General features: G+C 65.2%; 26 protein-coding genes and 1 riboswitch. Of the genes, 18 read left to right on the top strand and 8 right to left on the bottom strand.

Features of this window, described 5'->3' with window-relative positions; all coding sequences use genetic code 11:
* Nucleotides 1-186 precede the first annotated feature (186 nt).
* From K289_RS0112960 to K289_RS0112950, 3 genes are all read right to left on the bottom strand, one after another.
* On the bottom strand, nucleotides 187-1,044 hold the full coding sequence (locus K289_RS0112960) for a 23S rRNA (adenine(2030)-N(6))-methyltransferase RlmJ (protein ID WP_027551904.1): 858 nt from the start codon (nucleotides 1,042-1,044) through the stop codon (nucleotides 187-189).
* A 132-nt stretch (nucleotides 1,045-1,176) separates the two neighbouring features.
* A complete protein-coding gene (locus tag K289_RS0112955; RefSeq protein ID WP_027551903.1) occupies nucleotides 1,177-1,878 on the bottom strand; it encodes a ribonuclease T2 in 702 nt (233 codons plus the stop codon).
* 109 nt (nucleotides 1,879-1,987) lie between these two features.
* On the bottom strand, nucleotides 1,988-2,455 hold the full coding sequence (locus tag K289_RS0112950; protein WP_027551902.1) for a hypothetical protein: 468 nt from the start codon (nucleotides 2,453-2,455) through the stop codon (nucleotides 1,988-1,990).
* A 176-nt stretch (nucleotides 2,456-2,631) separates the two neighbouring features.
* Here K289_RS0112950 and K289_RS0112945 point away from each other — a divergent pair, with 176 nt between their 5' ends.
* From K289_RS0112945 to K289_RS0112935, 3 genes are read left to right on the top strand one after another with little or no spacing between them, the layout of a single operon-like run.
* Nucleotides 2,632-2,937 carry a hypothetical protein gene (locus K289_RS0112945; RefSeq protein ID WP_027551901.1) on the top strand — a complete coding sequence of 102 codons (306 nt, stop codon included), beginning with the start codon at nucleotides 2,632-2,634 and terminating at the stop codon, nucleotides 2,935-2,937.
* Nucleotides 2,938-2,979: 42 nt separating this feature from the next.
* The gene (locus K289_RS0112940; protein WP_027551900.1) at nucleotides 2,980-3,510 is read left to right on the top strand and encodes a DUF3617 family protein; all 531 of its coding nucleotides are present in this window, start codon (nucleotides 2,980-2,982) and stop codon (nucleotides 3,508-3,510) included.
* Nucleotides 3,511-4,257 (top strand): haloacid dehalogenase type II, encoded by a 747-nt coding sequence (locus tag K289_RS0112935; RefSeq protein ID WP_245283905.1) that lies wholly within the window; start codon nucleotides 3,511-3,513, stop codon nucleotides 4,255-4,257.
* Here K289_RS0112935 and K289_RS0112930 read toward each other — a convergent pair.
* From K289_RS0112930 to K289_RS0112920, 3 genes are read right to left on the bottom strand one after another with little or no spacing between them, the layout of a single operon-like run.
* Entirely contained in the window at nucleotides 4,254-5,642 is a 1,389-nt protein-coding gene (locus tag K289_RS0112930) for an ATP-binding protein (protein ID WP_027551898.1), read from the bottom strand. The two genes, K289_RS0112935 and K289_RS0112930, sit on opposite strands and share 4 nt — an antisense overlap.
* 24 nt (nucleotides 5,643-5,666) lie before the next feature.
* A complete protein-coding gene (locus tag K289_RS0112925; protein WP_027551897.1) occupies nucleotides 5,667-6,398 on the bottom strand; it encodes a response regulator in 732 nt (243 codons plus the stop codon).
* Nucleotides 6,395-6,937 carry a MarR family winged helix-turn-helix transcriptional regulator gene (locus K289_RS0112920; protein ID WP_027551896.1) on the bottom strand — a complete coding sequence of 181 codons (543 nt, stop codon included), beginning with the start codon at nucleotides 6,935-6,937 and terminating at the stop codon, nucleotides 6,395-6,397. The genes K289_RS0112925 and K289_RS0112920 overlap by 4 nt, the downstream gene beginning before the upstream one ends.
* A gap of 338 nt (nucleotides 6,938-7,275) precedes the next feature.
* On the opposite strand from K289_RS0112920, the gene K289_RS0112915 reads away from it, so the two are divergent.
* The 6 genes from K289_RS0112915 (at nucleotide 7,276) to K289_RS0112890 (ending at nucleotide 12,403) form a co-directional block, all read left to right on the top strand.
* Nucleotides 7,276-8,358 carry a branched-chain amino acid aminotransferase gene (locus K289_RS0112915; RefSeq protein ID WP_027551895.1) on the top strand — a complete coding sequence of 361 codons (1,083 nt, stop codon included), beginning with the start codon at nucleotides 7,276-7,278 and terminating at the stop codon, nucleotides 8,356-8,358.
* Between the two features lie 124 nt (nucleotides 8,359-8,482).
* On the top strand, nucleotides 8,483-9,373 hold the full coding sequence (locus K289_RS0112910; RefSeq protein WP_027551894.1) for a branched-chain amino acid aminotransferase: 891 nt from the start codon (nucleotides 8,483-8,485) through the stop codon (nucleotides 9,371-9,373).
* A gap of 144 nt (nucleotides 9,374-9,517) precedes the next feature.
* Complete coding sequence (locus tag K289_RS0112905; protein ID WP_027551893.1) at nucleotides 9,518-10,042, top strand: YegJ family protein; 525 nt, start codon at nucleotides 9,518-9,520, stop codon at nucleotides 10,040-10,042.
* 141 nt (nucleotides 10,043-10,183) lie between these two features.
* Nucleotides 10,184-11,662, top strand: a complete 1,479-nt coding sequence (hisS, locus tag K289_RS0112900; protein WP_027551892.1) for a histidine--tRNA ligase — start codon at nucleotides 10,184-10,186, stop codon at nucleotides 11,660-11,662.
* A 68-nt stretch (nucleotides 11,663-11,730) separates the two neighbouring features.
* A complete protein-coding gene (locus tag K289_RS0112895; protein ID WP_145927713.1) occupies nucleotides 11,731-11,985 on the top strand; it encodes a tautomerase family protein in 255 nt (84 codons plus the stop codon).
* A gap of 22 nt (nucleotides 11,986-12,007) precedes the next feature.
* On the top strand, nucleotides 12,008-12,403 hold the full coding sequence (locus tag K289_RS0112890) for a thioesterase family protein (RefSeq protein ID WP_027551891.1): 396 nt from the start codon (nucleotides 12,008-12,010) through the stop codon (nucleotides 12,401-12,403).
* A gap of 130 nt (nucleotides 12,404-12,533) precedes the next feature.
* Here K289_RS0112890 and proC read toward each other — a convergent pair whose 3' ends face one another.
* The gene (proC, locus tag K289_RS0112885) at nucleotides 12,534-13,379 is read right to left on the bottom strand and encodes a pyrroline-5-carboxylate reductase (protein ID WP_027551890.1); all 846 of its coding nucleotides are present in this window, start codon (nucleotides 13,377-13,379) and stop codon (nucleotides 12,534-12,536) included.
* A 202-nt stretch (nucleotides 13,380-13,581) separates the two neighbouring features.
* Complete coding sequence (locus tag K289_RS0112880; RefSeq protein WP_027551889.1) at nucleotides 13,582-14,082, bottom strand: YbjN domain-containing protein; 501 nt, start codon at nucleotides 14,080-14,082, stop codon at nucleotides 13,582-13,584.
* Nucleotides 14,083-14,501: 419 nt separating this feature from the next.
* Nucleotides 14,502-14,661: riboswitch (FMN riboswitch) on the top strand.
* Between the two features lie 75 nt (nucleotides 14,662-14,736).
* Here K289_RS0112880 and K289_RS0112875 point away from each other — a divergent pair.
* From K289_RS0112875 to K289_RS0112835, 9 genes are all read left to right on the top strand, one after another.
* The gene (locus K289_RS0112875; protein ID WP_027551888.1) at nucleotides 14,737-15,309 is read left to right on the top strand and encodes a 6,7-dimethyl-8-ribityllumazine synthase; all 573 of its coding nucleotides are present in this window, start codon (nucleotides 14,737-14,739) and stop codon (nucleotides 15,307-15,309) included.
* 253 nt (nucleotides 15,310-15,562) lie between these two features.
* A complete protein-coding gene (locus K289_RS0112870) occupies nucleotides 15,563-16,765 on the top strand; it encodes an MHYT domain-containing protein (RefSeq protein ID WP_027551887.1) in 1,203 nt (400 codons plus the stop codon).
* A 233-nt stretch (nucleotides 16,766-16,998) separates the two neighbouring features.
* Nucleotides 16,999-17,862 carry a xanthine dehydrogenase family protein subunit M gene (locus K289_RS0112865; RefSeq protein ID WP_027551886.1) on the top strand — a complete coding sequence of 288 codons (864 nt, stop codon included), beginning with the start codon at nucleotides 16,999-17,001 and terminating at the stop codon, nucleotides 17,860-17,862.
* 13 nt (nucleotides 17,863-17,875) lie between these two features.
* On the top strand, nucleotides 17,876-18,376 hold the full coding sequence (locus K289_RS0112860; protein ID WP_027551885.1) for a (2Fe-2S)-binding protein: 501 nt from the start codon (nucleotides 17,876-17,878) through the stop codon (nucleotides 18,374-18,376).
* Nucleotides 18,373-20,793 (top strand): aerobic carbon-monoxide dehydrogenase large subunit, encoded by a 2,421-nt coding sequence (locus K289_RS0112855; RefSeq protein ID WP_027551884.1) that lies wholly within the window; start codon nucleotides 18,373-18,375, stop codon nucleotides 20,791-20,793. The genes K289_RS0112860 and K289_RS0112855 overlap by 4 nt, the downstream gene beginning before the upstream one ends.
* 150 nt (nucleotides 20,794-20,943) lie before the next feature.
* Entirely contained in the window at nucleotides 20,944-21,810 is an 867-nt protein-coding gene (locus tag K289_RS0112850) for a MoxR family ATPase (protein WP_027551883.1), read from the top strand.
* Complete coding sequence (locus K289_RS0112845) at nucleotides 21,807-23,015, top strand: VWA domain-containing protein (RefSeq protein WP_027551882.1); 1,209 nt, start codon at nucleotides 21,807-21,809, stop codon at nucleotides 23,013-23,015. The genes K289_RS0112850 and K289_RS0112845 overlap by 4 nt, the downstream gene beginning before the upstream one ends.
* A gap of 11 nt (nucleotides 23,016-23,026) precedes the next feature.
* Nucleotides 23,027-23,866 (top strand): XdhC family protein, encoded by an 840-nt coding sequence (locus K289_RS0112840; protein WP_027551881.1) that lies wholly within the window; start codon nucleotides 23,027-23,029, stop codon nucleotides 23,864-23,866.
* A 9-nt stretch (nucleotides 23,867-23,875) separates the two neighbouring features.
* Nucleotides 23,876-24,334: a carbon monoxide dehydrogenase subunit G gene (locus K289_RS0112835; protein ID WP_027551880.1), complete on the top strand. Its 459-nt coding sequence runs from the start codon at nucleotides 23,876-23,878 to the stop codon at nucleotides 24,332-24,334.
* Nucleotides 24,335-24,353: the final 19 nt, after the last annotated feature.

The raw sequence follows: 24,353 nt of genomic DNA, 5'->3' as shown, positions 1-24,353 counted from the left end.
TTACTGAGCCCGGGAGCTGGCCATCCTTGGGCGGACACTTCTGCCCGGTCGGATCTTTCTTAGGCCTTCACTCCGCCGCAACCATTCGCGGAAGCGGAACGTAAAGCCAGTCACGAACACAGCATAATACGGTTCTCTGCATATTGACTACCATTCATGCATATTTTTCCCAAGGATGCCGGAGCTTTACGGCTTCGGCACCTCGAGGCGGAAGCGCGCGGCGCCGCCTTGGCCGAGCGGCTTCTCCAGCTCGGGTAAAATCGTCCTGAGCTCGCTTTGCAACGTGTAGGGAGGATTGACGATCAGGAGCCCGGTAGTGGTGAGTGCGCCGTCGACTTGCGGCGCGACGCTGAATTCGAGCCGCAGGCATTTTCCACTCGGCTTCGCTGCGGCCGCGGCCTGCGCGACGAGCCGCGCCAGTGCGTCGGTGGCACGCCGGCTCTTGGCCGGATACCAGATTACATAGATACCGGTCGGCCACTTCGCGAAGGCTGCCGAGAAGGCTTCGCCCAGCCGTTCGAACTCGTCCTTTGCCTCGAAGGGCGGATCGATCAGCACGAGCCCGCGCCGCTCCTTCGGTGGCACGAAGGCAGGCAGCGCCACCCAGCCGTCGAGATCGACCACGCGGGCCTGTTCGTCGCGCCGCAGCACATCGATCAGCGCCTTGCGCGCCTTCGGCTCGAGCTCGCAGGCGACGAGGCGATCCTGCGGGCGTAACAGGCCGCGCGCGATCAGCGGCGAGCCCGGATAGGCCTTGAGCTCGCCCTTTGGATTGAAAGCGCGGACGATGTCGAGATAGGGCTTCGTCAGCGCCGCGGTCTCGTTCGAAAGCCGCGCCTGCAGCAGCCGCGCGATGCCCGTCAGCCATTCGCCGCCGCGGCGCGCTTCATCGCTTTCGAGATCGTAGAGGCCGGCGCCCGCATGGGTGTCGATGACGCGGAACGCGCCCGGCTTCTCCTGCAGATAAGTGAGGATGCGCGCCAGCACGATGTGCTTGATGACATCGGCAAAGTTGCCGGCGTGAAAGGCGTGGCGGTAGTTCATGGGGCAGGGGCTACTTTGTCTTGCGCGATCCCCAACCACTTGTCATTGCGAGCGCAGCGAAGCAATCCAGAATCTATCCGCGGCGGCAGTCTGGATTGCTTCGCTGCGCTCGCAATGACGGATCTCGCGGCCCTAACCGCCCCGGATCGGCGGCATCGTCACCTGGTCGCGGCGGCAGGCGCGGCGCTCGATCTCCTCGCAGGCGCGGAATTGCAGGTCCTTGCTGAGGCAGATGCGGACCTCGGACAGTCGCGTCCGGTTGCAGGTGACCGAGATCGCCGCATTGCTCAGGCCCGGATTGGCCTTGATGAAGGCTTCCTCGATCTCGGCCGGCGCCACGGTCTTGGCCTGCGACAGGTCGAGAAACTCGGCCGGAATCTTGATCGCCGCGCGCGCTTTCCGGATTGTCTCGAAATAATTGCGGTCGCTGAGCCCGGAGCAGGTGCCGTGCTTGTCCCACTCGTTGAAGATCAGGCCGGGCGCCGGCATCAGGTCGAGCATCGAGGAGACGATGCTGCGGTTGAGTCGCGGCGCCGGCCGCTGGCAGTATTCCGGAAAGCCGCTCTCATATTGCGGCCAGAGCCCGTGCACCACGAAGGAATAGGGCCGGCCGTCGCACTGCATCTGGGAGCGCCCGCCGCCGCGGCCGCGCTCTGCGGCCTCTTCACAGAAGGACGGCGACCACGACAGCGACAATACGTAAAAATCGAATTCGCCGGGTGCGTTCTGCCGCCTGTCCTGTGCCATCGCAGCGCCCGCGAGCGACATCAGCCCGGCGGCCAGCGTGAGCGAGATCATCAGGCGGGAAAACGACTGCAATCTGGAATGAAACATGACGACGCCCCCTCAACTAGACTGTGCGAGGAAGCCTAGCAGGCGACAAGAACATTTCAAGAACAAAATTCGTGGGGCGGCCCGTATCGGAGGCGCCGCCCAGCCCGAATCAGGGCTTTGCCGCGCGGCAGGACGGATTGTAGGCCCAGTTGCGGTCGAGCCCGACCACGCACCATTCGACGCCCTGGCCGAAGCCGGCGAAGCCGCCGTCCTCGATGATCGAGAAATGCACCGTGCGCGCCTTGCCGTCGGTCAGCATGGCCTGGCCCGTGCAGTAGCGGCGCGGAATGTTGTCGGACTGCCAGGGACGGAAGGCGATCTCGTGGACACCGGCGAAACCGGTGATCTTCAGCGGCGAATTCCAGAAGGAGCTTTCCTTCTCCCAGAACTGGGTGGCAATCGTGGGCAGCGCCTTGTCGCAATCGGCGACGCGGCCGTCATAGCGCGGCCCGTCCAGCCAGAAGTTCAGCTCCAGCGGATTGGCGGCCCGGGCCTCGCCGAGCGACAGCGCCCCGAACAGGAGGCCAAGCCCCGCGGCAAGGCGGAGCGATTTCAGGGAGGTCGAGAGGGCGCGCATGGGCAATCCAATAGGCATGGAGGGTCGGACGGTGCCGCGAAGGCCGGAGGAGGTCAAGTGCAGCACGGCAACACTTGTCGACGAGTTGACAATAACGGCGCAGCAGACGGGCCTTCCGTTCTTTTCAGCGTCGTCCAGGCACCGTAAACTGGCCCCAGCCAAATGGAGTGACGGGAATGCGAATCATTGCGGCCGCGGGCCTTTTTGCCAGCCTGGTTATCTCGGGAATGCTGGCGAGCCAGCCGGCGGGCGCCGACATCCTGCCGGTGCCCCCGTTCAAGGGTAACGACACCGGTGGCATCATCGCCTATTCGATGGCGACCCAGGTCGATGCGCGGCAGGTCGCGGTCGATCACTGCGCACGGTACGGCAAGGTGGTCAAATTCCTCGCCGTGCAGGCCTATGAGGGCGGCTACATCTCGTTTTCCTGCCGCTGGGTGCCCTATGGCCCGGCCGAGCAGCCGATCCGCACGCTCTATTGAGGCGTCTTTCGTAAGGCCACGATACTGCCGGGAGCTTCTCGCATGACGCGCAAACTTGCTTTGCTCGGTTCGGCCGTTTGCCTCGCCTTGTCGGCCGGCGCGGCCCGTGCCGACGATCTGCCGACGCGCAAGGCCGGCCTATGGGAGATGAAGATGGTCAGGACCGGCTCGCCGATGCCGGAAATGACCATGCAGCACTGCACCGACGAGACCGTCGACAAGGAGATGAGCAACAACGTCTCCCCGATGGCCAAGCAGATTTGCTCCAAGCAGGACATCAAGAAGACGGCGACGGGCTATGTCAGCGATTCCGAGTGCAGCGTCGCCGGCGTGACCACGACCTCGCATGCCGAGATCACCGGCGATTTCAATTCGGCCTACACGGTGAAGAGCACCTCGCACGCGCAAGGTGGCGTCGCCGGCGCGGCAGGGCGTGATGCCACCACGATGATCGAAGCCAAGTGGCTCGGGGCCTGCAAGCCGGATCAGAAGCCCGGCGACATCGTGATGCCCGGCGGCTTCAAGATAAACACGCGCGACGCCGACAAGCTGAAGAACCTGCTGCCGAAATAGGTGGCGCGCGTCATGGTGGGCCCTGGCCAGCTGGCGAACGTCAAGGCGATGGTATTCGATGTGCAGGGCACCTGCGTCGATTTCTATGAGCCGATCCTGCGGGCTGGCGCCGCTATCAACAGCGAGAAGGGATTGGAGATCGACTGGGCTGCCTTTTCGGCAGAATGGCGTGAGCTGTACCGCGCCGCGATGGACGCGGTGATCGCAGGCCGCAGGAGCTGGTTGCGGGTTGATCGCATCTACCGGGAGGCGCTGGACGATCTCGTCGAGACGCACGGCTTGTCCGATCGTCTGGATGGGGCCGAGCGTGACGAACTGAACAATGTCTGGACGCGGCTTGACGCCTGGCCGGATGCGATCGAGGGGCTGACTCGGCTTCGCCGACATTATCTGACGTCGACGTTGTCGAACGCAGGCATGGCCAGCGTGATCGCCCTGGTGAAAAATGCCGGCCTGCCGTTCGATGCCGTGCTGACGGCGGAACTGGCCAAGAGTTACAAACCTGCGCCGGCGGTCTATCAACTCGCCGTCGACTACCTTGGCTATCGCCCATATCAGATTCTGATGGTTGCTTGCCACAAGTACGATTTGAAGGCGGCTCGCGCATTCGGCATGAAGACAGCCTTCGTGCCTCGTCCTCTGGAGTTCGGACCCGACGCGGCGCCCGACATCTCGCCCGAGAGCTGGTTCGACATCTATGCGACCAGCTTCATCGACCTCGCGGACAAGCTGCAAGCCGCGGCTTAGACCGGAATCCTTACGCTCGCCCGCAGGCCACCCATCGGGCTGTCGCCGAGCGTGATGTCGCCGCCATGGGAGCGCGCGATGTCGCGGGCGATGGCAAGCCCCAGGCCCGTGCCGCCTTCGTCCTGGTTGCGGGCGTTGTCCAGGCGGAGGAACGGCTTGAACACCTCTTCGCGCAGATGGACGGGGATGCCCGGTCCGTCGTCGTCGACCGTGACGGTCAAATAACGGTGATCGCGCTGGCCGGCGATGGCGATGGTCTTTCCATACCGCGCGGCATTGGTGACGAGGTTGGCGAGGCAGCGCTTGAACGAGGCTGGCTTCACGGTCACCACGGGCAGGCCGTGGAAGGTCACGGTCGCGATGTGGCCGTGACGTTCGGCGTCGCTGCGCAGCTCTTCGAGCGCCTGTGCCATGTCGGTCGGCTGCGCCTGCTCGCCGGAATCGCCGCGGGCGAAGGCGAGGTAATCCTCCAGCATCATCGACATCTCGTCGACGTCCTTGCGCATGCCCTCGAGCTCCGGGCTGTCGCCGATCAGCGCCAGCTCGAGCTTGAAGCGGGTCAGGATGGTGCGCAGATCGTGGCTGACGCCGGCCAGCATCGCGGTGCGCTGCTCCATCGCGCGCTCGATGCGCGATTTCATCTCGAGGAAGGCGACGGCCGCGCGCCGTACCTCGCGCGCGCCTCTAGGCCTGAAGTTCGGCGCCTCGCGGCCTTTGCCAAAACTTTCCGCGGCGTCTGCAAGGCGCAGGATCGGCTTGATCTGGTTGCGTAGGAACAGCACCGCCACGATCAAGAGGATCGAGGACGTGCCGACCATCCAGAACAGGAAGATCTCCGAGTTCGACGCGTAGGCGGCGCTGCGCTGCGCGAACACGCGCATCACGGCGTCATCGAGCTGGATGCGAATCTCGACGAGGTTGGAGCGGCCGACCGTGTCGATCCAGAACGAACGTCCGATCTGGCGGCCGAGCTGCACCGACAGCGTCTGGTCGAGCAGCGAGAAGAACGGCTTTGGTCCGGGCGGCGGCATGTCGCCGGCGGGCAGGAAATCGACGACGAGCCCGAGGCGCTGCTGCGCGATGCGGCGGATCTGGTCGCGGTCCTTGTCCTGCGGATAGCCTTTGTAGATGTCGATCAGGGCGGCGATGTCCTGCACCACCGCGGCGGATAGTCGGCGCGTCACCGTGTTCCAGTGCCGCTCCATGAACACGAAGGCGACGACCGATTGCAGCACCACCATCGGCACGATCATGATCAGCAGCGCGCGGGCATAGAGGCCGGTCGGCATCCAGCCCTTGAACGCGTTGCCCATCCAGCCATTGGCGGCGGAGACGCGCCCGGCGGCGCTCTTCAGCAGCGTCAGGCCGGTATCGATCGTGCTCATCGGTCGCGCTTCACTGCTTCTGACTTACGGCGCGGCCACCAGCCGGTAGCCGATGCCGCGCACCGCCTGGAGGAACAGCGGATTGGCGGGGTCGTTCTCGATCTTGCGCCGCAGGCGGTTGATCTGCACGTCGACCGCGCGCTCGTTCACGCTGCCGTTTCCGGTGAGTGCGCTGCGCGGCACGGTTTCGCCCGGCGTCTCCGAGAGGATCCGCAGCATCTCGCGCTCGCGGTCGGTCAGGTGAATGACCTCCTCGCCCTGGCGCAATTCGCCGCGATCGAGGTGGAAGATGTAAGGCCCGAAGGCGATCTTCTCCACCGTTGCGGCCTGCGGCGGCGGCGCGGCACGCTTGAGGATGTTGATGATGCGCAGCGCGAGCTCGCGCGGCTCAAACGGTTTTGCAACGTAATCGTCGGCGCCGATCTGGAGACCTTCGATGCGGGCTTCCGCTTCGTGCCGCGCCGTCAGCATCACGATCGGCACCGACGAGGACTGGCGGATGAAGCGGGCGAGGTCGAAGCCGGTCTCGCCTGGCATCATGACGTCGAGGATCAAGAGGTCGAAATGCAGTCCCAGGAGCTTTGAGCGAGCGTCACTCGCGCTCGCGGCAGTGGTGACGCGATAGCCCTCGCTGGCGAGAAAGCGCGACAACAGATCGCGGATGCGGCGGTCGTCGTCGACCAGCAGCAGATGTGGCGCATCGTCGGCCGGACGCGCCGGCGGACGTGCGAGAGTGGCGGTGAGCGGCACGTTCACTCCTTTGCGTCGGGGTTACCCGAGGCGAAGATCGTCTCGAGCACCTTGTCCGGATCGTCGCGGTCGATCATCGCGCGCAGGAAGCGCTTGATCGTCTCGGCATCCTGCGGCGCCATCTCGGCGAGCGCCTTGGTGATGCGGGTGGTCTGGAGACCGGCGAGCTTCTGCACCAGCGCCTCGCCCTTCGGCGTCGCGTAGAGCAGGCGCTGGCGACGGTCGTTGTCGCCGGTCTTCTGCACGATGTATCCCTCGTCCAGGAGCTGCTTGAGCACCCGGCCGAGCGATTGCTTGGTGATGCGCAGGACATCCAGGAGGTCGGCGACCTTCAGGCCGGGGTAGCGGTAGACGAAGTGCATGACCCGGTGATGCGCCCGGCCGAAGCCGAAAGCCTCCAGCTCCTGGTCGGGGTCGCCGACGAAATCGCGATAGGCGAAGAACAGGAGCTCGATGATATCCCAGCGCAAATTGCCTCCATCGGACGCGGCCGGCCTTGGCTCGGCGGCATCATGAGGGGAAGTCGCGAAATTTATGTCAGGCATATTGACGTATCTTGGGTTCAATGTTACAAAACGATCAGCCGACACGAAATTTTACATCGCTTCGCGTCGGGTGGGCATCGTCCAAGTCGGCCGGGGATAGCCAGACAGGCTGCGACGGCCGGATCAGATCTACCGTGCGTTTGTCGAGCGGCATTTCGACAAAACATACTGGACTTCCGCGTTCCGCAAAAGCATGTCCTCCGCGGCATGCTGGCCACGGAAACCGGCCGTAACAAGGCTGGCGGTGGTCCGGTTCAAATCCAATCGAGCCAGCCGGGCCCGAAACGGGCAGGCCGGCGCCAGGACGGCGCCGATACCGACGGCGGGAGGCAAGGAAAATGAGCATGAAATTCGACATCCAGCCCGCAGCAAACCCGACCTCCGAGAAGGACCGCGTGGCCAAGCTCGCGGATCCCGGCTTCGGGCGGGTTTTCACCGATCACATGGCGATCGTCCGCTACAACCAGGCCAAGGGCGGCTGGCATGATGCGCACGTCGAGGCGCGCAGCAATTTCCAGCTCGATCCCGCCGGTGCCGTCCTGCACTACGCGCAGGAGATCTTTGAAGGCCTCAAGGCCTACAGGCGCGACGACGGCGGCGTGAACCTGTTCCGCCCCGACGCCAATGCGCGGCGCTTCAAGGCCTCGGCCGAGCGCATGGCGATGGCGCCGCTGCCTGAAGACGTCTTCATCGAAGCGGTCGAGCAGGTCGTGCGCATTGACCGTGCCTGGATCCCGGGCGGCGAGGGCAGCCTTTACTTGCGTCCCTTCATGATCGCGAGCGAGACCTTCCTCGGCGTGAAGCCGTCCTCCGAATACATCTTTGCCGTGATCGCCTCGCCGGTCGGCTCCTATTTCAAGGGCGGCCCTGCGCCGGTGTCGATCTGGGTGTCGGAGAATTACACGCGTGCCGCGGTCGGCGGCACCGGCGCGGTCAAATGCGGCGGCAACTACGCCGCGAGCCTGCGCGCGCAGGCCGAGGCCATCACGCATGGCTGCGATCAGGTCGTCTTCCTCGACGCGGTCGAGCGCCGCTACATCGAGGAGCTCGGCGGCATGAACGTGTTCTTCGTGTTCGACGACGGCTCGCTCTCGACGCCGCCGCTCGGCACGATCCTGCCGGGCATCACCCGCGACTCGATCATCGCGCTCGCCAGGGATGCCGGCAAGACCGTGCGCGAGGAGCCCTACGCGATCGACCAGTGGCGCAAGGATGCCGCCAGCGGCAGGCTGAAGGAAGCATTTGCCTGCGGCACGGCGGCGGTGATCTCGCCGATCGGCAAGGTGCGCTCGGTGAGCGGCGACTTCGAGATCAGTGGCGGCACGGCCGGTCCCGTGGCCATGGGGCTGCGCAAGCAACTCGTCGACATCCAGTACGGACGGACCAACGATCCGCACAACTGGATCAAGACGGTGGTCTGAACCGGCGGCGGCATCACGCCGCCGCTCCTGACGAAGTTTCCTGATTGAAGCACGGACGGCACGCGTCTCGCCGGGACGCGCGCGGCCGCGTGCGCGAAAATTTCAACAGCACCGGGAGAGAGCCATGGGAGTTTCATTCGACAATATCGACGGCGTCATCTGGTTCGACGGCAAGCTCGTGCCGTGGAAGGAGGCCAATGTCCATGTGCTGACCCATGGCCTGCACTATGCGAGCTGCGTGTTCGAGGGTGAGCGCGCCTATGGCGGCAAAGTGTTCAGGAGCACCGCGCATTCCGAGCGGCTCAAGGCGTCGGCCAACATCCTCGATTTCGAGATCCCCTGGTCGATCGCGGAGATCGATGCCGCAAAACAGCTCGTGATCGACAGCAACGGCCTGCCGAATGCCTATCTGCGTCCGATCGCCTGGCGCGGCTCGGAGATGATGGGCGTTTCGGCGCCGAACAACACCATCCATTTGGCGATCGCGGCCTGGACCTGGCCGAGCTATTTCGATCCCGCTGCGCGGCTGAAGGGCATCCGCATCGATCTTGCGGAATATCGCCGGCCCGATCCGCGCACGATCCCCGCGCTCGCCAAGGCGAGCGGCCTCTACATGATCTGCACCATCTCCAAGCACAAGGCCGAACGGAAGGGCTATGCCGATGCGATGATGCTGGACTGGGAGGGCAGGGTGGCCGAATGCACCGGCGCCAACATCTTCTTCGTGCGCGACGGCAAGCTGCATACCCCGATCGCCGACTGCTTCCTGCCCGGGATCACGCGCGCGACCGTGATCGAGCTGGCGCAGCGTCGCGGCATCGAGGTGGTCGAGCGCCGTATCATGCCGGAGGAGCTCGACGGCTTCACCGAGTGCTTCATCACGGGCTCGGCGGCCGAAGTGACGCCAGTCGCCGAGATTGAGCAATGGAAGTTCACGCCTGGCGCGATCTCCGAGCAGTTGATGCGCGACTACGCAGCGGAAGTGCGGCCCAAGGGCAAGCAGGCGGCGGCGTAAGGCGTAAGGGAAGGACCTTTCCCTCTCCCCTTGTACAAGGGGAGAGGGGAAGAGCAGCTTGCTTGTGGCTTCCCGCGCCATGAACTCCCCCGCGCGCCCGCGCGACAAAGCCGAAAGACATCCTGGCATCCGGACCTCGCGATCATGGCCTCCACGCTCCCTCAACCCCTGAAATGGGTCCTTCTCGCCGCCGTCACGGGTGTCACGGTCTTCGGCATCCTGACCATCGGGCCCAGGGCCGAAGTCGTGGCGCAGGACCGCTCGCCCGTCGTCGACGTGCGCACGGCCGATGCGCAGATGAACGCGGCGATCGCGCGGGCGCGGGATACGTTGCCGACATTCTGGGCCTCCTATGACGCGCCGAAGCCGATCGAGACCGGACATTCCCTGAAAGTGCGCTTTCCGACCCGCAAGGGCGCCGAGCACATCTGGATGGCCGAAGTGAAGAAGCTGCCGAACGGGACCTATTCGGGCGTCTTTGCCAACGAACCGCGCGATCTGCCCGGCAAGCGGGCAGGCGACCTGGTTGAGTTCGCGCAAACCGACATCTCGGACTGGATGTTCATGCGCAACGGCAAGATCGTCGGCGGCGAAACCATCAAGCCGCTGCTGAAGTCGATGCCCAGGGCGGATGCCGACGCCCTGCGTGCGCGGATGGAGCAGCCGTAGTGCTCTTTCTCTCTCTCCGCAGTCGGGCGGGGCGAGGTTAGACTAGGCGTTTGCCGGCCGGCTGGTAGCTCGATGTAGGCTTTGTAAGTCAACGTGTATGTTGTAAGTCAGCATTGGCTTACAAAGCTTACAACGAGCGACATGTCCGAAAAACCCAAAAAACCTCAAAAACTTAAGGCGCGACTGCCGCGCGGGCTCGAGGACCGCGATCCCGCCGCGATCAAGGCGACGCGCCAGATGGTTGAGAAGATCCGCGCCGTCTACGAGCTCTACGGGTTCGAGCCCGTGGAAACGCCGGCAATGGAATATACCGACGCGCTCGGCAAGTTCCTGCCCGACCAGGACCGCCCGAACGAGGGCGTGTTCTCGTTCCAGGACGATGACGAGCAGTGGATTTCGCTCCGCTACGATTTGACCGCGCCGCTCGCGCGCTACGTCGCCGAGAATTTCGACACGCTGCCAAAGCCCTATCGCAGCTACCGCGCCGGCTATGTCTTCCGCAACGAAAAGCCCGGCCCCGGCCGCTTCCGCCAGTTCATGCAGTTCGATGCGGATACGGTGGGCTCGGCGACCCCGGCCGCGGACGCCGAGATCTGCATGATGGCGGCGGACACGATGGAAGCGCTCGGGATTGCGCGCGGCTCCTATGTGGTGAAGGTGAACAACCGCAAGGTGCTCGATGGCGTGCGCGATGCGCTCGGCATCGCCGATGACGGCCAGTGGCTCACTGTCATGCGCGCGATCGACAAGCTCGACCGGCTCGGCCTTGACGGTGTCCGGCAGTTGCTCGGCGCGGGTCGCAAGGATGAGTCCGGAGACTTCACCAAGGGGGCAGGGTTGAAGGAGGACGACATCGCGCTCGCCGTCTCCGCGATCGAACAGAACAAAGACACGCCGATCGATCCGCGCCTCAGTGCGAGCGCGATCGGGCAACAGGGCCGCGACGAGCTCGATCAGATCAGCAAGCTCGTGAAGGCCGCAGGTTATGGCGAGGATCGCATCCGCATCGATCCCTCCGTCGTGCGCGGTCTCGAATACTACACGGGCCCCGTCTACGAGGTTGAACTCCTGCTCGACACCAAGGACGAGAAGGGCCGCCCGGTGCGCTTCGGCTCGGTCGGCGGCGGTGGTCGCTATGACGGCCTGGTCTCGCGCTTCCGCGGCGAGCCGGTGCCGGCGACCGGTTTCTCGATTGGCGTCTCGCGCCTTCAGGCGGCGCTGACGCTGCTCGGCAAGCTCGACACCCGGCCCGAATTCGGGCCCGTCGTCGTCACCGTGTTCGATCGCGATCGTGTCGCCGACTATCAGAAGATGGTCGCCACGCTGCGAGGTGCAGGCATCCGCGCCGAGCTCTATCTCGGCAATCCCAAGAACATGGGCAACCAGCTCAAATATGCCGACCGCCGTAACGCACCCTGCGTCATCATCCAGGGTTCGGACGAGAAGGCGCGCGGCGAGGTGCAGATCAAGGACCTGATCGAGGGCGCGAAAGCGGCCGCCGCCATTGCCTCCAACCAGGAATGGCGCGAGAGCCGCCCGGCGCAGTTCTCATGCAGCGAAGCCGACCTCGTCGCCAGGGTGCAAGAAGTGCTGGCGCGCCATGACGTAAGCTGGGGCTAGCCATACGCTCCAGTCGTCATGCCCGGGCTTGTCCCGGACACCCACGTCCTGTTTGATGCGCAGCGACGATGAAGGGCCGGGGTGAGCTCGGCCATCGCCAAAGCAGCAGGGAGAAGACGATGCCTGAGATCACCATCAGCATGGCCGAAGGCCGCACCGACGAACAGAAGGCCGGCATGATGCGCGACATCACGCAAGCGCTGGTGAAGAATCTCGGCGTCGATGCCGAAGCCGTCGTCATCCAGATCAACGAAGCCCCGCTTCGCCACAAGATGAAGGGCGGCAAGACCTTCGTCGAGCGCGCGGCCGCGGCGAAGAAATAGTTTTGGCTGGCGCGGCATCAGCATGGACGCACGCGATTTCATCAAGATCGGCATGAGCGCCGAGCGTACGCTGGTGGTCCCAGCGGAGCGCACGGTCGGGCATTTCGTGCCGGGCATGCCGATGGTCTACGCGACGCCGATGATGATCCTGGAGATGGAGATGACCTCGGGCGATGCGATCCGCTCTGCGCTTCAGCCGGGCTGGGTTACGGTCGGCACCGAGGTCGACATCCGACACCTGGCAGCCGCGCTCGTCGGTGCGACGGTGCGAACCACTGCAAAGGTGATCGCAGTGGAGCGCCGCGTCATCCGGTTCGAGGTCGAGGCGTTCGAGGGCGCGCGCAAGCTCGGTGAGGGCCGCCACGCCCGCGGTCTCGTCAATGTCGAGCTGTTCAACAAGCGGCTGGGTGCGACGTAACCAAGTGTACCGACACCGTAGGGTGGGCAGAGGCGCGAAGCGCCGTGCCCACCATCTCTCCGAGATCGCCGCTGAAGTGGTGGGCACGCTTCGCTTTGCCCACCCTACGGCACTCACCATGAGGGTCTAGCTACTTGGCCAGTTCCTTCGAGCGCCTCGTCGCCGCGGCGATCGCGCGGATCATCAGATCGCGCAGGCCGGGCTCGCCCATCAGCACTTCGAGCGCAGCAGCGGTGGTGCCGCCGGGCGAAGTCACGTTCTGGCGCAGCGTGCTTGCGGCAAGGTCCGAGCGACGCAGCAATTCGCCGGCACCAGAGACCGTCTCGCGTGCGAGCGTCGTTGCGAGCGCCTCGGGCAGCCCGGCTTCCACGCCAGCACGCGCGAGCTCTTCGGCAAGCAGGAACACATAGGCCGGGCCCGAGCCGGACACGGCGGTTACCGCATCCATCAGGCCTTCATCGTCCACCCATTCCACCGAGCCTGTGGCGCGCAGCAGCGCATCCGCCACGGCGCGCTGCTGCGCGCTGACATTGTTCGCTGCGACCGCCACGGTAATGCCGCGGCCGATCGCGGCCGGCGTGTTCGGCATCGCGCGCACCACGGCGCCGCCGCAGACCTCCTGCAGCGAGGCGATCGTGGTTCCCGCCATGATCGACACGACCGAGGTCTTGTCCGACACGAATGGCTTCATCCTGGCGCCGGCCTCGCGGAACATCTGCGGCTTCACCGCGACGACCAGCGTCTCGACCGCGCCGGCTGCCTTCACGTCGGGATTGAGTGCAACGCCCTTTGCGGCGAGCGCACTGATCTCTGGCGAGAGCTGCGGATCGATCACCGCGACACGGCGCGGATCGAGCCCGCCCGCCAGCCACCCGGTCAGCATCGCGCCGCCCATCTTGCCGGCGCCGGCCAGGAGGATGGTGCCGGTGATGTTCTTGAGAGTGCTGTTATCGGCCACTGCGGTCACCACAAACAAAGCTGTCGTCCCGGCGAAGGCCGGGACCCCCGCGCGAGCGCTTGCGCTCGTCGCGTGCCACGACTGGTTCTAGTGGATGGAAGGCAGAGCAACAAGCATCGTCAAATACGGCGAAATCACGCGGTATGGGTCCCGGCCTTCGCCGGGACGACGATGAGGAGGGATTTCTGCCTCCCTCACGGCGTTGGGGAGGGCGGCGTGCTTACGCCTCTCCCGCCGTATCGAACATCGCCGCATCCATCGCTTCGGTCGTGGACTTGCCCGCCCACACCACGAACTGGAACGCCGGGAAATAGCGCTCGCAGGCGTGGATGGCGCCGGCGAGCATGGCCTCGCATTGCGCGGTCGAGGCGGTCAGGCCGCCCGGCAGCACCAGCGCTTGGCGGTGCATGATCATGCCGGTGTTGGTCCACAGATCGAAATGTCCGATCCACAATTGCTCGTTGACGGCGGCGACGAGCCGCTGGACCTCCGGCCGGCGCGCGACCGGGATCTTCATGTCGAACGCGCAGGCCAGATGCAGCGCTTCGATGTCGCCCATCCAGGTGAAGGAGAGCTGATAGTCCGTCCACTGTCCCTTGGAGACGATGGTGAGCTCGTCCTCGCCGGAACGTTCGAACGGCCAGTTGTTGCTGGCGGCAATGTCCTCGACCACCGCGAGCGGATGGTTTCGGGAATCGATGGTACCTTCGAGCAGGGACATGCCGTCTCGACCTCTTGCCTTCTTGTTGTCTTTGATACGCACGCGGTTGGCCGGCGCGCACTCCCTCAACATCGCTGCGACGATCCCTCGGAGTCGCTCTCGCGATCCCCTTGGGCGCGGGCCTGTCGCGGATCAAGTGATGTGATTTGCGGAATCTGCGCAACCGGGTCCCGAGTCCGTCCACAAGTCAGGACTCACTCGTCCACAGCTCATCTCTTCGCCATAATTCTTAACGTAGAGAACAAACCGGAATCGGATTCCCGAAAGCGTGCCACTCGCTAATTCCGTCCCGCGAGGGCCGGACCGCCAAGAGGACCTCCAAGTCGGCATGGGACCATGCGGTTTCCCCATACGGAACGTGCTTGCCGGAGCCGCTCGCCGGCGTCATATTTCCGTTCAGGTCGCTCATTCCGGGCGGCCGATGTTCTCAGGGCGGGGTGAAAGTCCCCACCGGCGGTAAGGACCGAAAGGCCCAAGCCCGCGAGCGCCTTCCAAGAGGGATTTTTCCCGAAGGAAGGGTCAGCAGATTCGGTGCAACTCCGAAGCCGACGGTCAAAGTCCGGATGAAAGAGAACGGTCGGAGGCAGACGCATCGCAGGATGCGGCTGTTTGTCGTTCCGTGTGCCCTGATTCTGGTCCTTGAGAAGGAAAGCCATGAATCAGATGTTGCAAGACCCGCAAGTCGAAACCTCTCAGCAAACCCAAATGCCGCCGCCGGTTCCGCAGGATCCGCCGCCGGCGATTGAGCATCCGCGCTTCGCCAAGCCGCAGCGGGTCGCCTTCGTGCAGGCCTGCTGGCACCACGACGTGGTCGAGGAGGCCCGCATCGCCTTCCTGAAGGAGGCCGAGGCACGCCACCTCAATCATGTCGACGTGTTCGAGGTGCCCGGTTCGTTCGAGATCCCGCTGCATGCGCAGATCCTTGCCAAGACGCGGCGCTACACCGCGATCGTTGCGGCCGGGCTCGTCGTCGACGGCGGCATCTACCGCCACGAGTTCGTCGCCGACACCGTGATCAAGGCGCTGATGGACGTGCAACTCCGCACCGAAGTCCCGGTGTTCTCGGCGGTGCTGACGCCGCAGCAATTCCACGAGACCGAGGTGCACTACGACTTCTTCCGCAGGCACTTCGCGATCAAGGGCGTCGAAGTCGCGGAAGCCTGCGCCAACACGCTGCACGGGCTCGAGCGCCTGCGCGGCCAGGTCGCCGCGGGGATTGTGGGCTAGGTTGCAAAGACTCTTACCCCTCATCCTGAGGAGCGCATCATCGAAGGATGAAGGCCACGATCGAGCCTCATGGTTCTCCAGGTGATGCGAAGCATTCCGGGAGAGGGCGCTTGCGCGCCTCTTCACCATGAGGCTCTTGCAGTGCGCCTGGGGGCCGGCCTCACACGGCGCTGATTGTCAATCCCGCCGCCGTCCCTATAAAGTCGGCGGCGGGAGGAGGACGTTCCGTGGAGACGGGGCGGCCGACAAGATCATGTTCGAAGGACACGATCCCTATCTCGTCGCGCTCTCTGTGGCGATCGCGAGCCTGGGTGGCTATACCGGCTTTGCGCTCGCGGCCCGCATCCGCAGCACGCCCGGCGTCAGCAACCGCATGCTGCTCGCGGGCGCGGCGGCGTTTCTGGCGGTCGGGATCTGGACCATGCATTTCGTCGGCATGCTGGCCGCACCGCTGCCGCCCGACACCGTCTATCTCGTCCTGCCCACCATCATCTCGTTCCTGATCTGCGCGCTGGTGGTCGGCATCTCCCTGTTCTTCGTCTCGATCGGCGAGCCGTCACTGAAGCGGGTGGCCTCGTCAGCCGTGTTGCTCGGCGTCGGTATCGCCAGCATGCATTATGTTGGCATCCACGGCCTCGCCGGGTCCTTCGGCATCGCGCACGACCCCTCGATGGTGCTGCTGTCGATCCTGGTCGCGGTCGTCACCGCCTATGGCGGCCTGCGCGCCTTCCTGGCGCAGCAGGAAGGTGTCCGTCTGATCGTGAGCTCGATCGCCTTTGGCGTTGCGGTGTCCGGCATGCATTACACCGCGATGCTCGGCATGCATTTCGAGCCGCTCACGGGCTCGGCGCATCACCATCTCGGCGGCAGCCTTGCCGCGTCGCAGCAAGTCTTGTCGATCGTCGTTGCCGTGCTGTGCTTCGTGATCGCGGCCGGCTTCCTGTTGTCGCTGGTGCCGGACCCGCGGCGGCAGGCGCAGGTGTCGGTCGCCGCCGATCCGGTCGCGCCGCTGGCTATGCGAACCACCGTGGAGCCGGTCGCGCTGGCCGCCACATCGCCGCGGCCGGTGGCGCCGCTCGGTGGCCTCGGTCAGCCACCTCGTGCGCCGGCGCCGCGGCTGCCGGTCGAAGGCGCCGACGGCACCCGTTTCATCGAGACGGCCCATGTGCGCAGCGTTCGGGCGGATGCGCATTATACGCGCGTCCATGACGGCACCCGCGAGCGGATGTGCCCCTGGTCGATCTCCGAAGCCGAGGCGCAGCTCGATCCCTCGCTGTTCCTGCGGGTGCACCGCAGCCATATCGTCGCGATCTCCCACGTCGCGCACGTCCGCAAGGAAGGCGACGGTGCCGTGCTCGAGCTCGACGGTCCGTCCCCGCACCGCGTACCGGTGAGCCGGGCCAAGATCGCCGAGGTGAAGGCGCGGCTGGGGCTGGTCAATCGGCGCCACGCGTAAAGCTCTCTCACTCCCTCTCCCCGCCCTCTATCTCTACTCCCTCTCCCCGCTCTTACGGGGAGAGGTGAAGAGCCAGCCATACGTCGCCGACCCTGACGCAATTCGTGCGTCCCAATCCGCAATTCGTGCAAAAACCCCGCCTTTGTGCCCGAATGATTGCGCCGAGCCCCGCCGGGAGGGACCGTCCCGCCAACGTCCGCGCTTTGAGCGCCAAGGACGAGTGGGAGGAGACGATGATCCCGGGATCATTCAGCTATCACAGGCCGGCGAGTGTCGCCGATGCCGTCAAACTCTTGTCAGACCTCGGCGAGGACGCTCGGCCGCTGGCCGGCGGGCACAGCCTTGTGCCGATGATGAAGCTTCGGCTCGCGACCCCCGCCCATCTGGTCGACCTGCACGGCATCGCCGGCCTGAAGGGCATCCGTCGCGACGGCAACAATCTCGTCATCGGTGCGATGACCACCCAGCACGATCTTCTGGCCTCCGATGAGGTCGGCAAGTCGGTGCCGATCCTGCATGAGGCGGCCCTGCTGATCGCCGATCCGCAGGTGCGCTACCGCGGCACGATCGGCGGCAACGTCGCCAATGGCGATCCCGGCAACGACATGCCGGCGCTGATGATGACGCTGGGCGCGACCTATCGCCTCGAAGGCCCCGGCGGCACCCGCGAAGTGGCGGCCGCCGAGTTCTACCAGGGCGCCTATTTCACCGCGCTCGAGCCGGGTGAGATCCTGACTTCAATCTCGGTCCCCGTGCCTCCGGCCGGCCACGGCTACGCCTACGAAAAGCTCAAGCGCAAGGTCGGCGATTACGCCACCGCGGCGGCCGCCGTCGTGCTGACGATGGCAGGCGGCAAGGTGGCGACCTGCACGATCGGGCTCACCAATGTCCACGAGACGCCGTTGCTCGCCGCCGACGCCGCCAACGCCGTGATCGGCACGAGCCTCGACGCCACGTCGCTGAAGAACGCGGCTGCGGCAGCGGAAGCGATCATGGCGCCGGCCGCGGATGCCCGCGGGCCGGTCGAATACCGCAAGCATGTCGGCGGCATCATGGTGACGCGCGCGCTGCAACGCGCTGCCGCCAACACGAAATGACGGGAGGGGATCGATGGCAAAAGCACATGTGACCATGAAGGTGAACGGCGCCGAGGTCGAAGGCCTCGTCGAACCGCGCACGCTGCTGGTGCATTTCATCCGCGAAAACTTGCAGATGACCGGCACCCATATCGGCTGTGAGACCACCCATTGCGGCGCCTGCACTGTCGACATCGACGGCATGTCAGTGAAGTCCTGCACGATGTTCGCCGTCCAGGCCAACGGCTCCGACATCACCACCATCGAAGGCATGGCCAACGCCGACGGCACGCTGTCGGCCCTGCAGGAAGGCTTCCGCATGATGCACGGCCTGCAATGCGGCTTCTGCACGCCGGGCATGATCATGCGCGCGCACCGGCTGCTGAAGGAGAATCCCTCGCCGAGCGAGCAGGAGATCCGGATGGGCATCTCCGGCAACATCTGCCGCTGCACCGGCTACCAGAACATCGTCAAAGCAATCCAGTACGCCGCCGCCAAGATCAACGGCGTGGAATTCCGGGAGGCCGCAGAATGAATGACATGACTCCCACGCGGGAACAACGCACCGCCGCGCTCGAAGGCATGGGCTGCAAGCGCAAGCGCGTCGAGGACATCCGCTTCACGCAAGGCAAGGGTAACTATGTCGACGACGTCAAGCTGCCGGGCATGCTGCACGGCGACTTCGTCCGCTCGCCGCATCCGCATGCGCGGGTCAAGAAGATCGACGACAGCGAAGCGCTGAAAGTCCCCGGCGTGCTCGCGGTGATCACCGCCGAGACGCTGAAGACCGTCAACCTCGCCTGGATGCCGACACTCGCCGGCGACGTGCAGATGGTTTTGGCCGACGGCAAGGTGCTGTTCCAGAACCAGGAAGTGGCCTTCGTCGTCGCGACCGACCGTTACGCCGCTGATGACGGCATCAACAAGGTGGTGGTCGAATACGAGCCGCTGCCGCCGCTGATCGATCCGTTCAAGTCGATGGACGCCGATGCGCCGGTGCTGCGCGAGGACCTCGCCGGCAAGACGTCGGGCGCGCACGGCCCCCGCAAGCACCACAACCACATCTTCGAGTGGACCGTCGGCGACAAGGAGCTGACCGACGCCGCCTTCAAGAAGGCGGAGGTGACGATCAAGGAGATGATCTCCTATCACCGCACCCATCCGTCGCCGCTCGAGACCTGCCAGTGCGTCTGCTCCTTCGACAAGATCAAGGGCGAGCTGACGATCTACGGCACGTTCCAGGCGCCGCATGTGATCCGCACCGTGGTGTCGCTGATCGCAAAATTGCCGGAGCAGAAGATTCACGTCATCGCGCCCGACATCGGCGGCGGCTTCGGCAACAAGGTCGGCGCCTATCCCGGCTATATCTGTGCGGCCGTGGCTTCGATCGTCACCGGCAAGCCGGTGAAATGGGTCGAGGACCGCATCGAGAACCTCACTGCGACCTCGTTCGCGCGCGATTATCACATGACGACGGAGATCGCGGCGACCAAGGACGGCAAGGTCACAGGGCTTCGCGTCCACGTGCTCGCCGATCACGGCGCGTTCGACGCCTGTGCCGACCCGTCGAAATGGCCGGCCGGCTTCTTCAACATCGTCACCGGCTCCTACGACTTCCCGACCGCGCATCTGGCGGTGGACGGCGTCTACACCAACAAGGCGCCGGGCGGCGTCGCCTACCGTTGCTCGTTCCGCGTCACGGAGGCGGCCTATTGCATCGAGCGCGCCATGGATATTCTGGCACAGAAGCTCAACATGGATCCGGCCGAGCTGCGGCTGAAGAACTTCATCAAGTCGGAGCAGTTCCCGTATCACTCGGCGCTGGGCTGGGAATACGATTCCGGCGACTATCACACCGCCATGCGCAAGATGATGGAGACGACCGGCTACGCCGCGCTCCGGAAAGAGCAGGCCGAAAAGCGCGCGGCGTTCGCGCGCGGCGAGACCCGCGAGATCATGGGGCTCGGGGTCTCCTTCTTCACCGAGATCGTCGGCGCCGGACCGTCGAAGAACTGCGACATCCTCGGCATCGCGATGTTTGATTCCTGCGAGATCCGCATGCATCCGACCGGTGCGGGCATCGCTCGCATGGGCACCAAGAGCCAGGGCCAAGGCCACGAGACCACCTGGGCCCAGATCATCGCGACCGAGATCGGCATTCCCGCCGACAACATCCAGGTCGAGGAGGGCAACACCGACACCGCGCCCTACGGGCTCGGCACCTACGGCTCGCGCTCGACGCCGGTTGCTGGTGCCGCGATCGCGATGGCGGCGCGAAAGATCAAGGCCAAGGCGCAGATGATCGCAGCCTACAAGCTCGAGGTCCACGAGGACGATCTCGAATGGGACATCGACGGCTTCCGCGTCAAGGGGCTGCCGGAGAAGTTCATGTCGATGAAGGATATCTGCTGGGCGGCGTACAACTCCGTGCCGCCGGGCATGGAGCCGGGGCTGGAAGCGGTCAGCTACTACGATCCGCCCAACATGACCTATCCGTTCGGCGCCTATCTTTGCGTGATGGACATCGATGTCGATACCGGCGTGTACAAGGTCCGGCGCTTCTATGCGCTCGACGATTGCGGCACCCGGATCAACCCGATGATCATCGAGGGCCAGGTGCATGGCGGCCTGACCGAGGCCTTCGCCATCGCGATGGGCCAGGAGATCCGCTACGACGAGACCGGCAACGTCGTCACTGGCTCGTTCATGGATTTCTTCATGCCGACCGCGGTCGAGACGCCGCATTGGGAGACCGACTTCACCGTCACCCCGTCGCCGCATCACCCGATCGGCGCCAAGGGCGTCGGCGAGAGCCCGAATGTCGGCGGCGTGCCGGCCTTCTCCAACGCCGTCAACGACGCGTTCTCGTTCTTGGGGTCCACGCACATCCAGATGCCGCACGACTACTGGCGCAACTGGAAGGCGGCAAAGGAGCTGGGAGCGGTGGCGTAGCGCGATTGGCGAAAGCCGGGCCGTCATCCTTCGAGATGCGGCGCAAGCGCCGCTCCTCAGGATGAGGTTTGGACTCTCATGGTGAGGAGCGCGTCTTCGCGCGTCTCGAACCATGAGGTCACAGAAAGAACGGCATTGGTTCGAGAAACGATGAAGAACCGCGACGAGATCACCCACGCCTTGGCCGCATCGGGCTACATCGCCGATAAGGATCTGGCGACGGCGATCTCGTTGATGCGGCTGCTGCGGCGCCCGCTGCTCCTGGAGGGCGAGGCGGGCGTCGGCAAGACGGAGGTGGCGAAGGCGCTCGCCAAGGTGCATGCGACCGAGCTGATCCGCCTGCAATGCTATGAGGGCCTCGACCAATCCTCCGCGATCTACGAATGGAATTACCAGCGTCAATTGCTGGCGATCCAGGCCCATCGCGGCACCGACAGCATCGAGGACCAGATCTTCTCGGAAAAATACCTGCTGGAGCGTCCGCTGCTCGCCGCGATCCGGCGGGCGCAGGCGCCGGTGCTGCTGATCGACGAGATCGACCGCGCCGACGACGAATTCGAGGCGTTCCTGCTGGAGTTGCTCTCCGACTTCCAGGTCTCGATTCCCGAGCTCGGCACCATTGCCGCGATCACAATCCCACATGTGGTGCTGACCTCGAACGGCACGCGCGAGCTCTCCGACGCGCTGCGCCGGCGCTGCCTCTATCACTACGTCGATTACCCCGATGTCGACCGCGAGGCCCGCATCATCCTGGCACGGATCGCCGGTGCGAGCCCGTCGCTGTCACTCCAGATCGCGCGCATGGTCGAGGGCGTGCGCAAGGAAGAGCTGCGCAAGGTCCCGGGCGTGGCGGAGACGCTTGACTGGGCGGCAGCCCTGGTCGGCCTCGACATCCGCGATCTTCATGATGCGCCCGAGACCGTGCACGAGACCCTGGTCTGTCTTTTGAAGACGCAGGAGGATCGCGCCCGCGTCACGCCGGAGGTCACGCAGCGCCTTTTGGGGAGGGTTGCATGAGCTGCTGCGGCTCCAGCCCCGGGTACGATGATCTCAACCAGGTCTCCCGCCTCGTCTCGGCAAGGCTTGCGGCTTTTCTGCGCACCCTGCGCGATGCCGGCTTCCGGATCGGGCTTGCCGAAGGGCAGGATGCCGCGACGCTGATGTCATCAGGCTATGCGGCGCGACCGGGCCTGCTGCGCGCGGCGTTCAAGCATTTGTTCTCGGCGCGCAAGTCCGACTGGGACAAGTTCGACGGGCTGTTCGATGCGTTCTGGCTCGGCAAGTGCGTGCGCTCGCGTTCCCGCACCATTGGGTCTGTCCCCGGCGCCCACAACCCGTCGCTGAAAAGCTTGCAGAACAAGATAGCGGAGCAGGGGGGCGGACAGCCCGTCACCGACCAGCTTCCGTCCTCGGACGATGCGCCGGAGGGCCGCTCCGGCGAAGGCCGCATGGAAGGCGCTTCGCGTGCGGAAAATCTCGCCGAGGTCGATTTCAGAAAACTTAGCGATCCCGACCAGCTCGCGCAGGCCCACGAAGCGGCGGCGCAGCTCGCGAGGGTGATGCGCGCGCGCCTGACCCGGCGCGATCTGGCGCGCCGGCGCGGCTATCGGCTCGACCTCAGGCGCACCATCCACCGCAACATCAGCCATGGCGGCGTGCCGATCAGCCTCGTGAAACGCCAGCGCAAGGACAAGCCGCTGCGGCTCATTGTTCTTCTCGATGCGTCGGGCTCGATGAGCATGTACACCTCCGTGTTCCTGCGCTTCATCCATGGCGTGCTCGACGAATTCCGCGAGGCCGAGGCGTTCCTGTTCCACACGCGGCTCGCCTATGTGTCCGATGCGCTGAAGGAGAAAGATGCGGGACGTGCGCTCGATCGGCTCTCGATCATGGCGCAGGGCGCTGGCGGCGGCACGCGGATCGGCGAGAGCCTGCAGACCTTCAACCGCTGGCATGCCGCGCGCGTGATCCATTCGCGCAGTTGCGTGATGATCGTCTCCGACGGCTATGAGACCGGCGATGCCGATCTGCTCGGGCGGGAAATGGCCGCGCTGTCGCGGCGTTGCCGGCGTATCGTCTGGCTCAATCCGATGATGGCCTGGGAGGGCTATGCGCCCGAGGCGAGGGGCATCAAGGCCGCGCTGCCGCATGTCGATCTCTATGCTCCCGCCAACACGCTGCAAAGCCTGCGCGCGCTCGAACCCTATCTCGCAAAGCTCTAGAGGAGGCACCGATGACCGCTCATGTCGAAGTGCTGGATCTGGTGGCCCAGATGAAGGCCGCAGAGCGCGCCTTCGTCCTCGCGACCGTGGTGCGTACCGTTTCGGTCACCGCGGCGAAAGCCGGCGCGAAGGCGATCATCGCAGCCGACGGCACCATCGTCGCCGGCTGGATCGGCGGCGGCTGCGCCCGCGGCGCCGTGCTGAAGGCGGCGCGTGAGGCGCTTGCGGACGGCGAGCCGCGCATGGTCTCGGTGCAGCCGGAGAATTTGCTCGCCGAGCTGGGGGTAAGGGCGGGCGACAGCCGCGATGGCATCCGCTTCGCCAGCAACATGTGCCCGAGCAAGGGCACCATGGACATCTTCGTCGAGCCGGTGCTGCCCCACCCTTCGCTCGTCATTTTCGGTGCGAGCCCGGTGGCGCTGTCGCTCGCGGCGCAGGCGCGCACGCTTGCCTACCACGTCACGCTCGCCGCGCCCTCAGCCGATCTCACCGTTCCGCCGGACGCCGACACACTCATCGACGGCTACCAGCTCGGGGAGCTCGGCGAAGCAAAGCGCTTCATCGTGGTCTCGACGCAGGGCAAGGGTGATGAAGCCGCCTTGCGGGCCGCGATCGCGACGAAGGCCGACTATCACGCCTTCGTCGGCAGCCGCCGCAAGATGGCCTCGCTTCGCGCCAGGCTCATTGCGGAAGGCGTGAATGCCGCTGCGATCGATAGCGTGAAGGCGCCGGCCGGGCTCGATCTCGGCGCCATCACGCCGGAGGAGATCGCGATGTCGATCCTCGCCGAGATCACCCGGGAACGCCGGCGCGGCCAGCGCGCCGCCAATCAGGCAGCAACGAAAGAGTGAGAGCCGATCATGCAGATGAACGACAGCCAGCGTATCCCCGCCCCACGCGAGCAGGTCTGGGCGGCACTGAATGACCCCGCCGTGCTGAAGCAGTGCATTCCCGGCTGTCAGGTGTTAGAGGTGACCGGTCCGAACGAGATGACCGCCACGGTGGTGTTCAAGGTCGGCCCGGTGAAGGCGACGTTCGGCGGCAAGGTAACCCTGTCCGACCTCGATCCGCCCAGCGGCTATCGCATCTCGGGCGAGGGCTCCGGCGGCGTCGCCGGCTTTGCCAAGGGCGGGGCGGTCGTGCGGCTGGAATCGGAAAGCGCCGACGTCACGGTGCTGCACTACGAGGTCGATGCGCAGATCGGCGGCAAGCTCGCCCAGCTCGGCGCGCGGCTGATCAACTCGACCGCAACGAAGCTTGCCGGCGAATTCTTCGCGTCGTTTGCCGAGGTGGTGGGTGCGAAGGCCGAGGTGAGCTAGGAGATCGTAGGGTGGGCAA

Source organism: Bradyrhizobium sp. Cp5.3 (assembly GCF_000426265.1).
In the GTDB taxonomy this organism is placed as follows: domain Bacteria; phylum Pseudomonadota; class Alphaproteobacteria; order Rhizobiales; family Xanthobacteraceae; genus Bradyrhizobium; species Bradyrhizobium neotropicale.
This window is presented reverse-complemented; position numbering and strand designations above follow the sequence as displayed.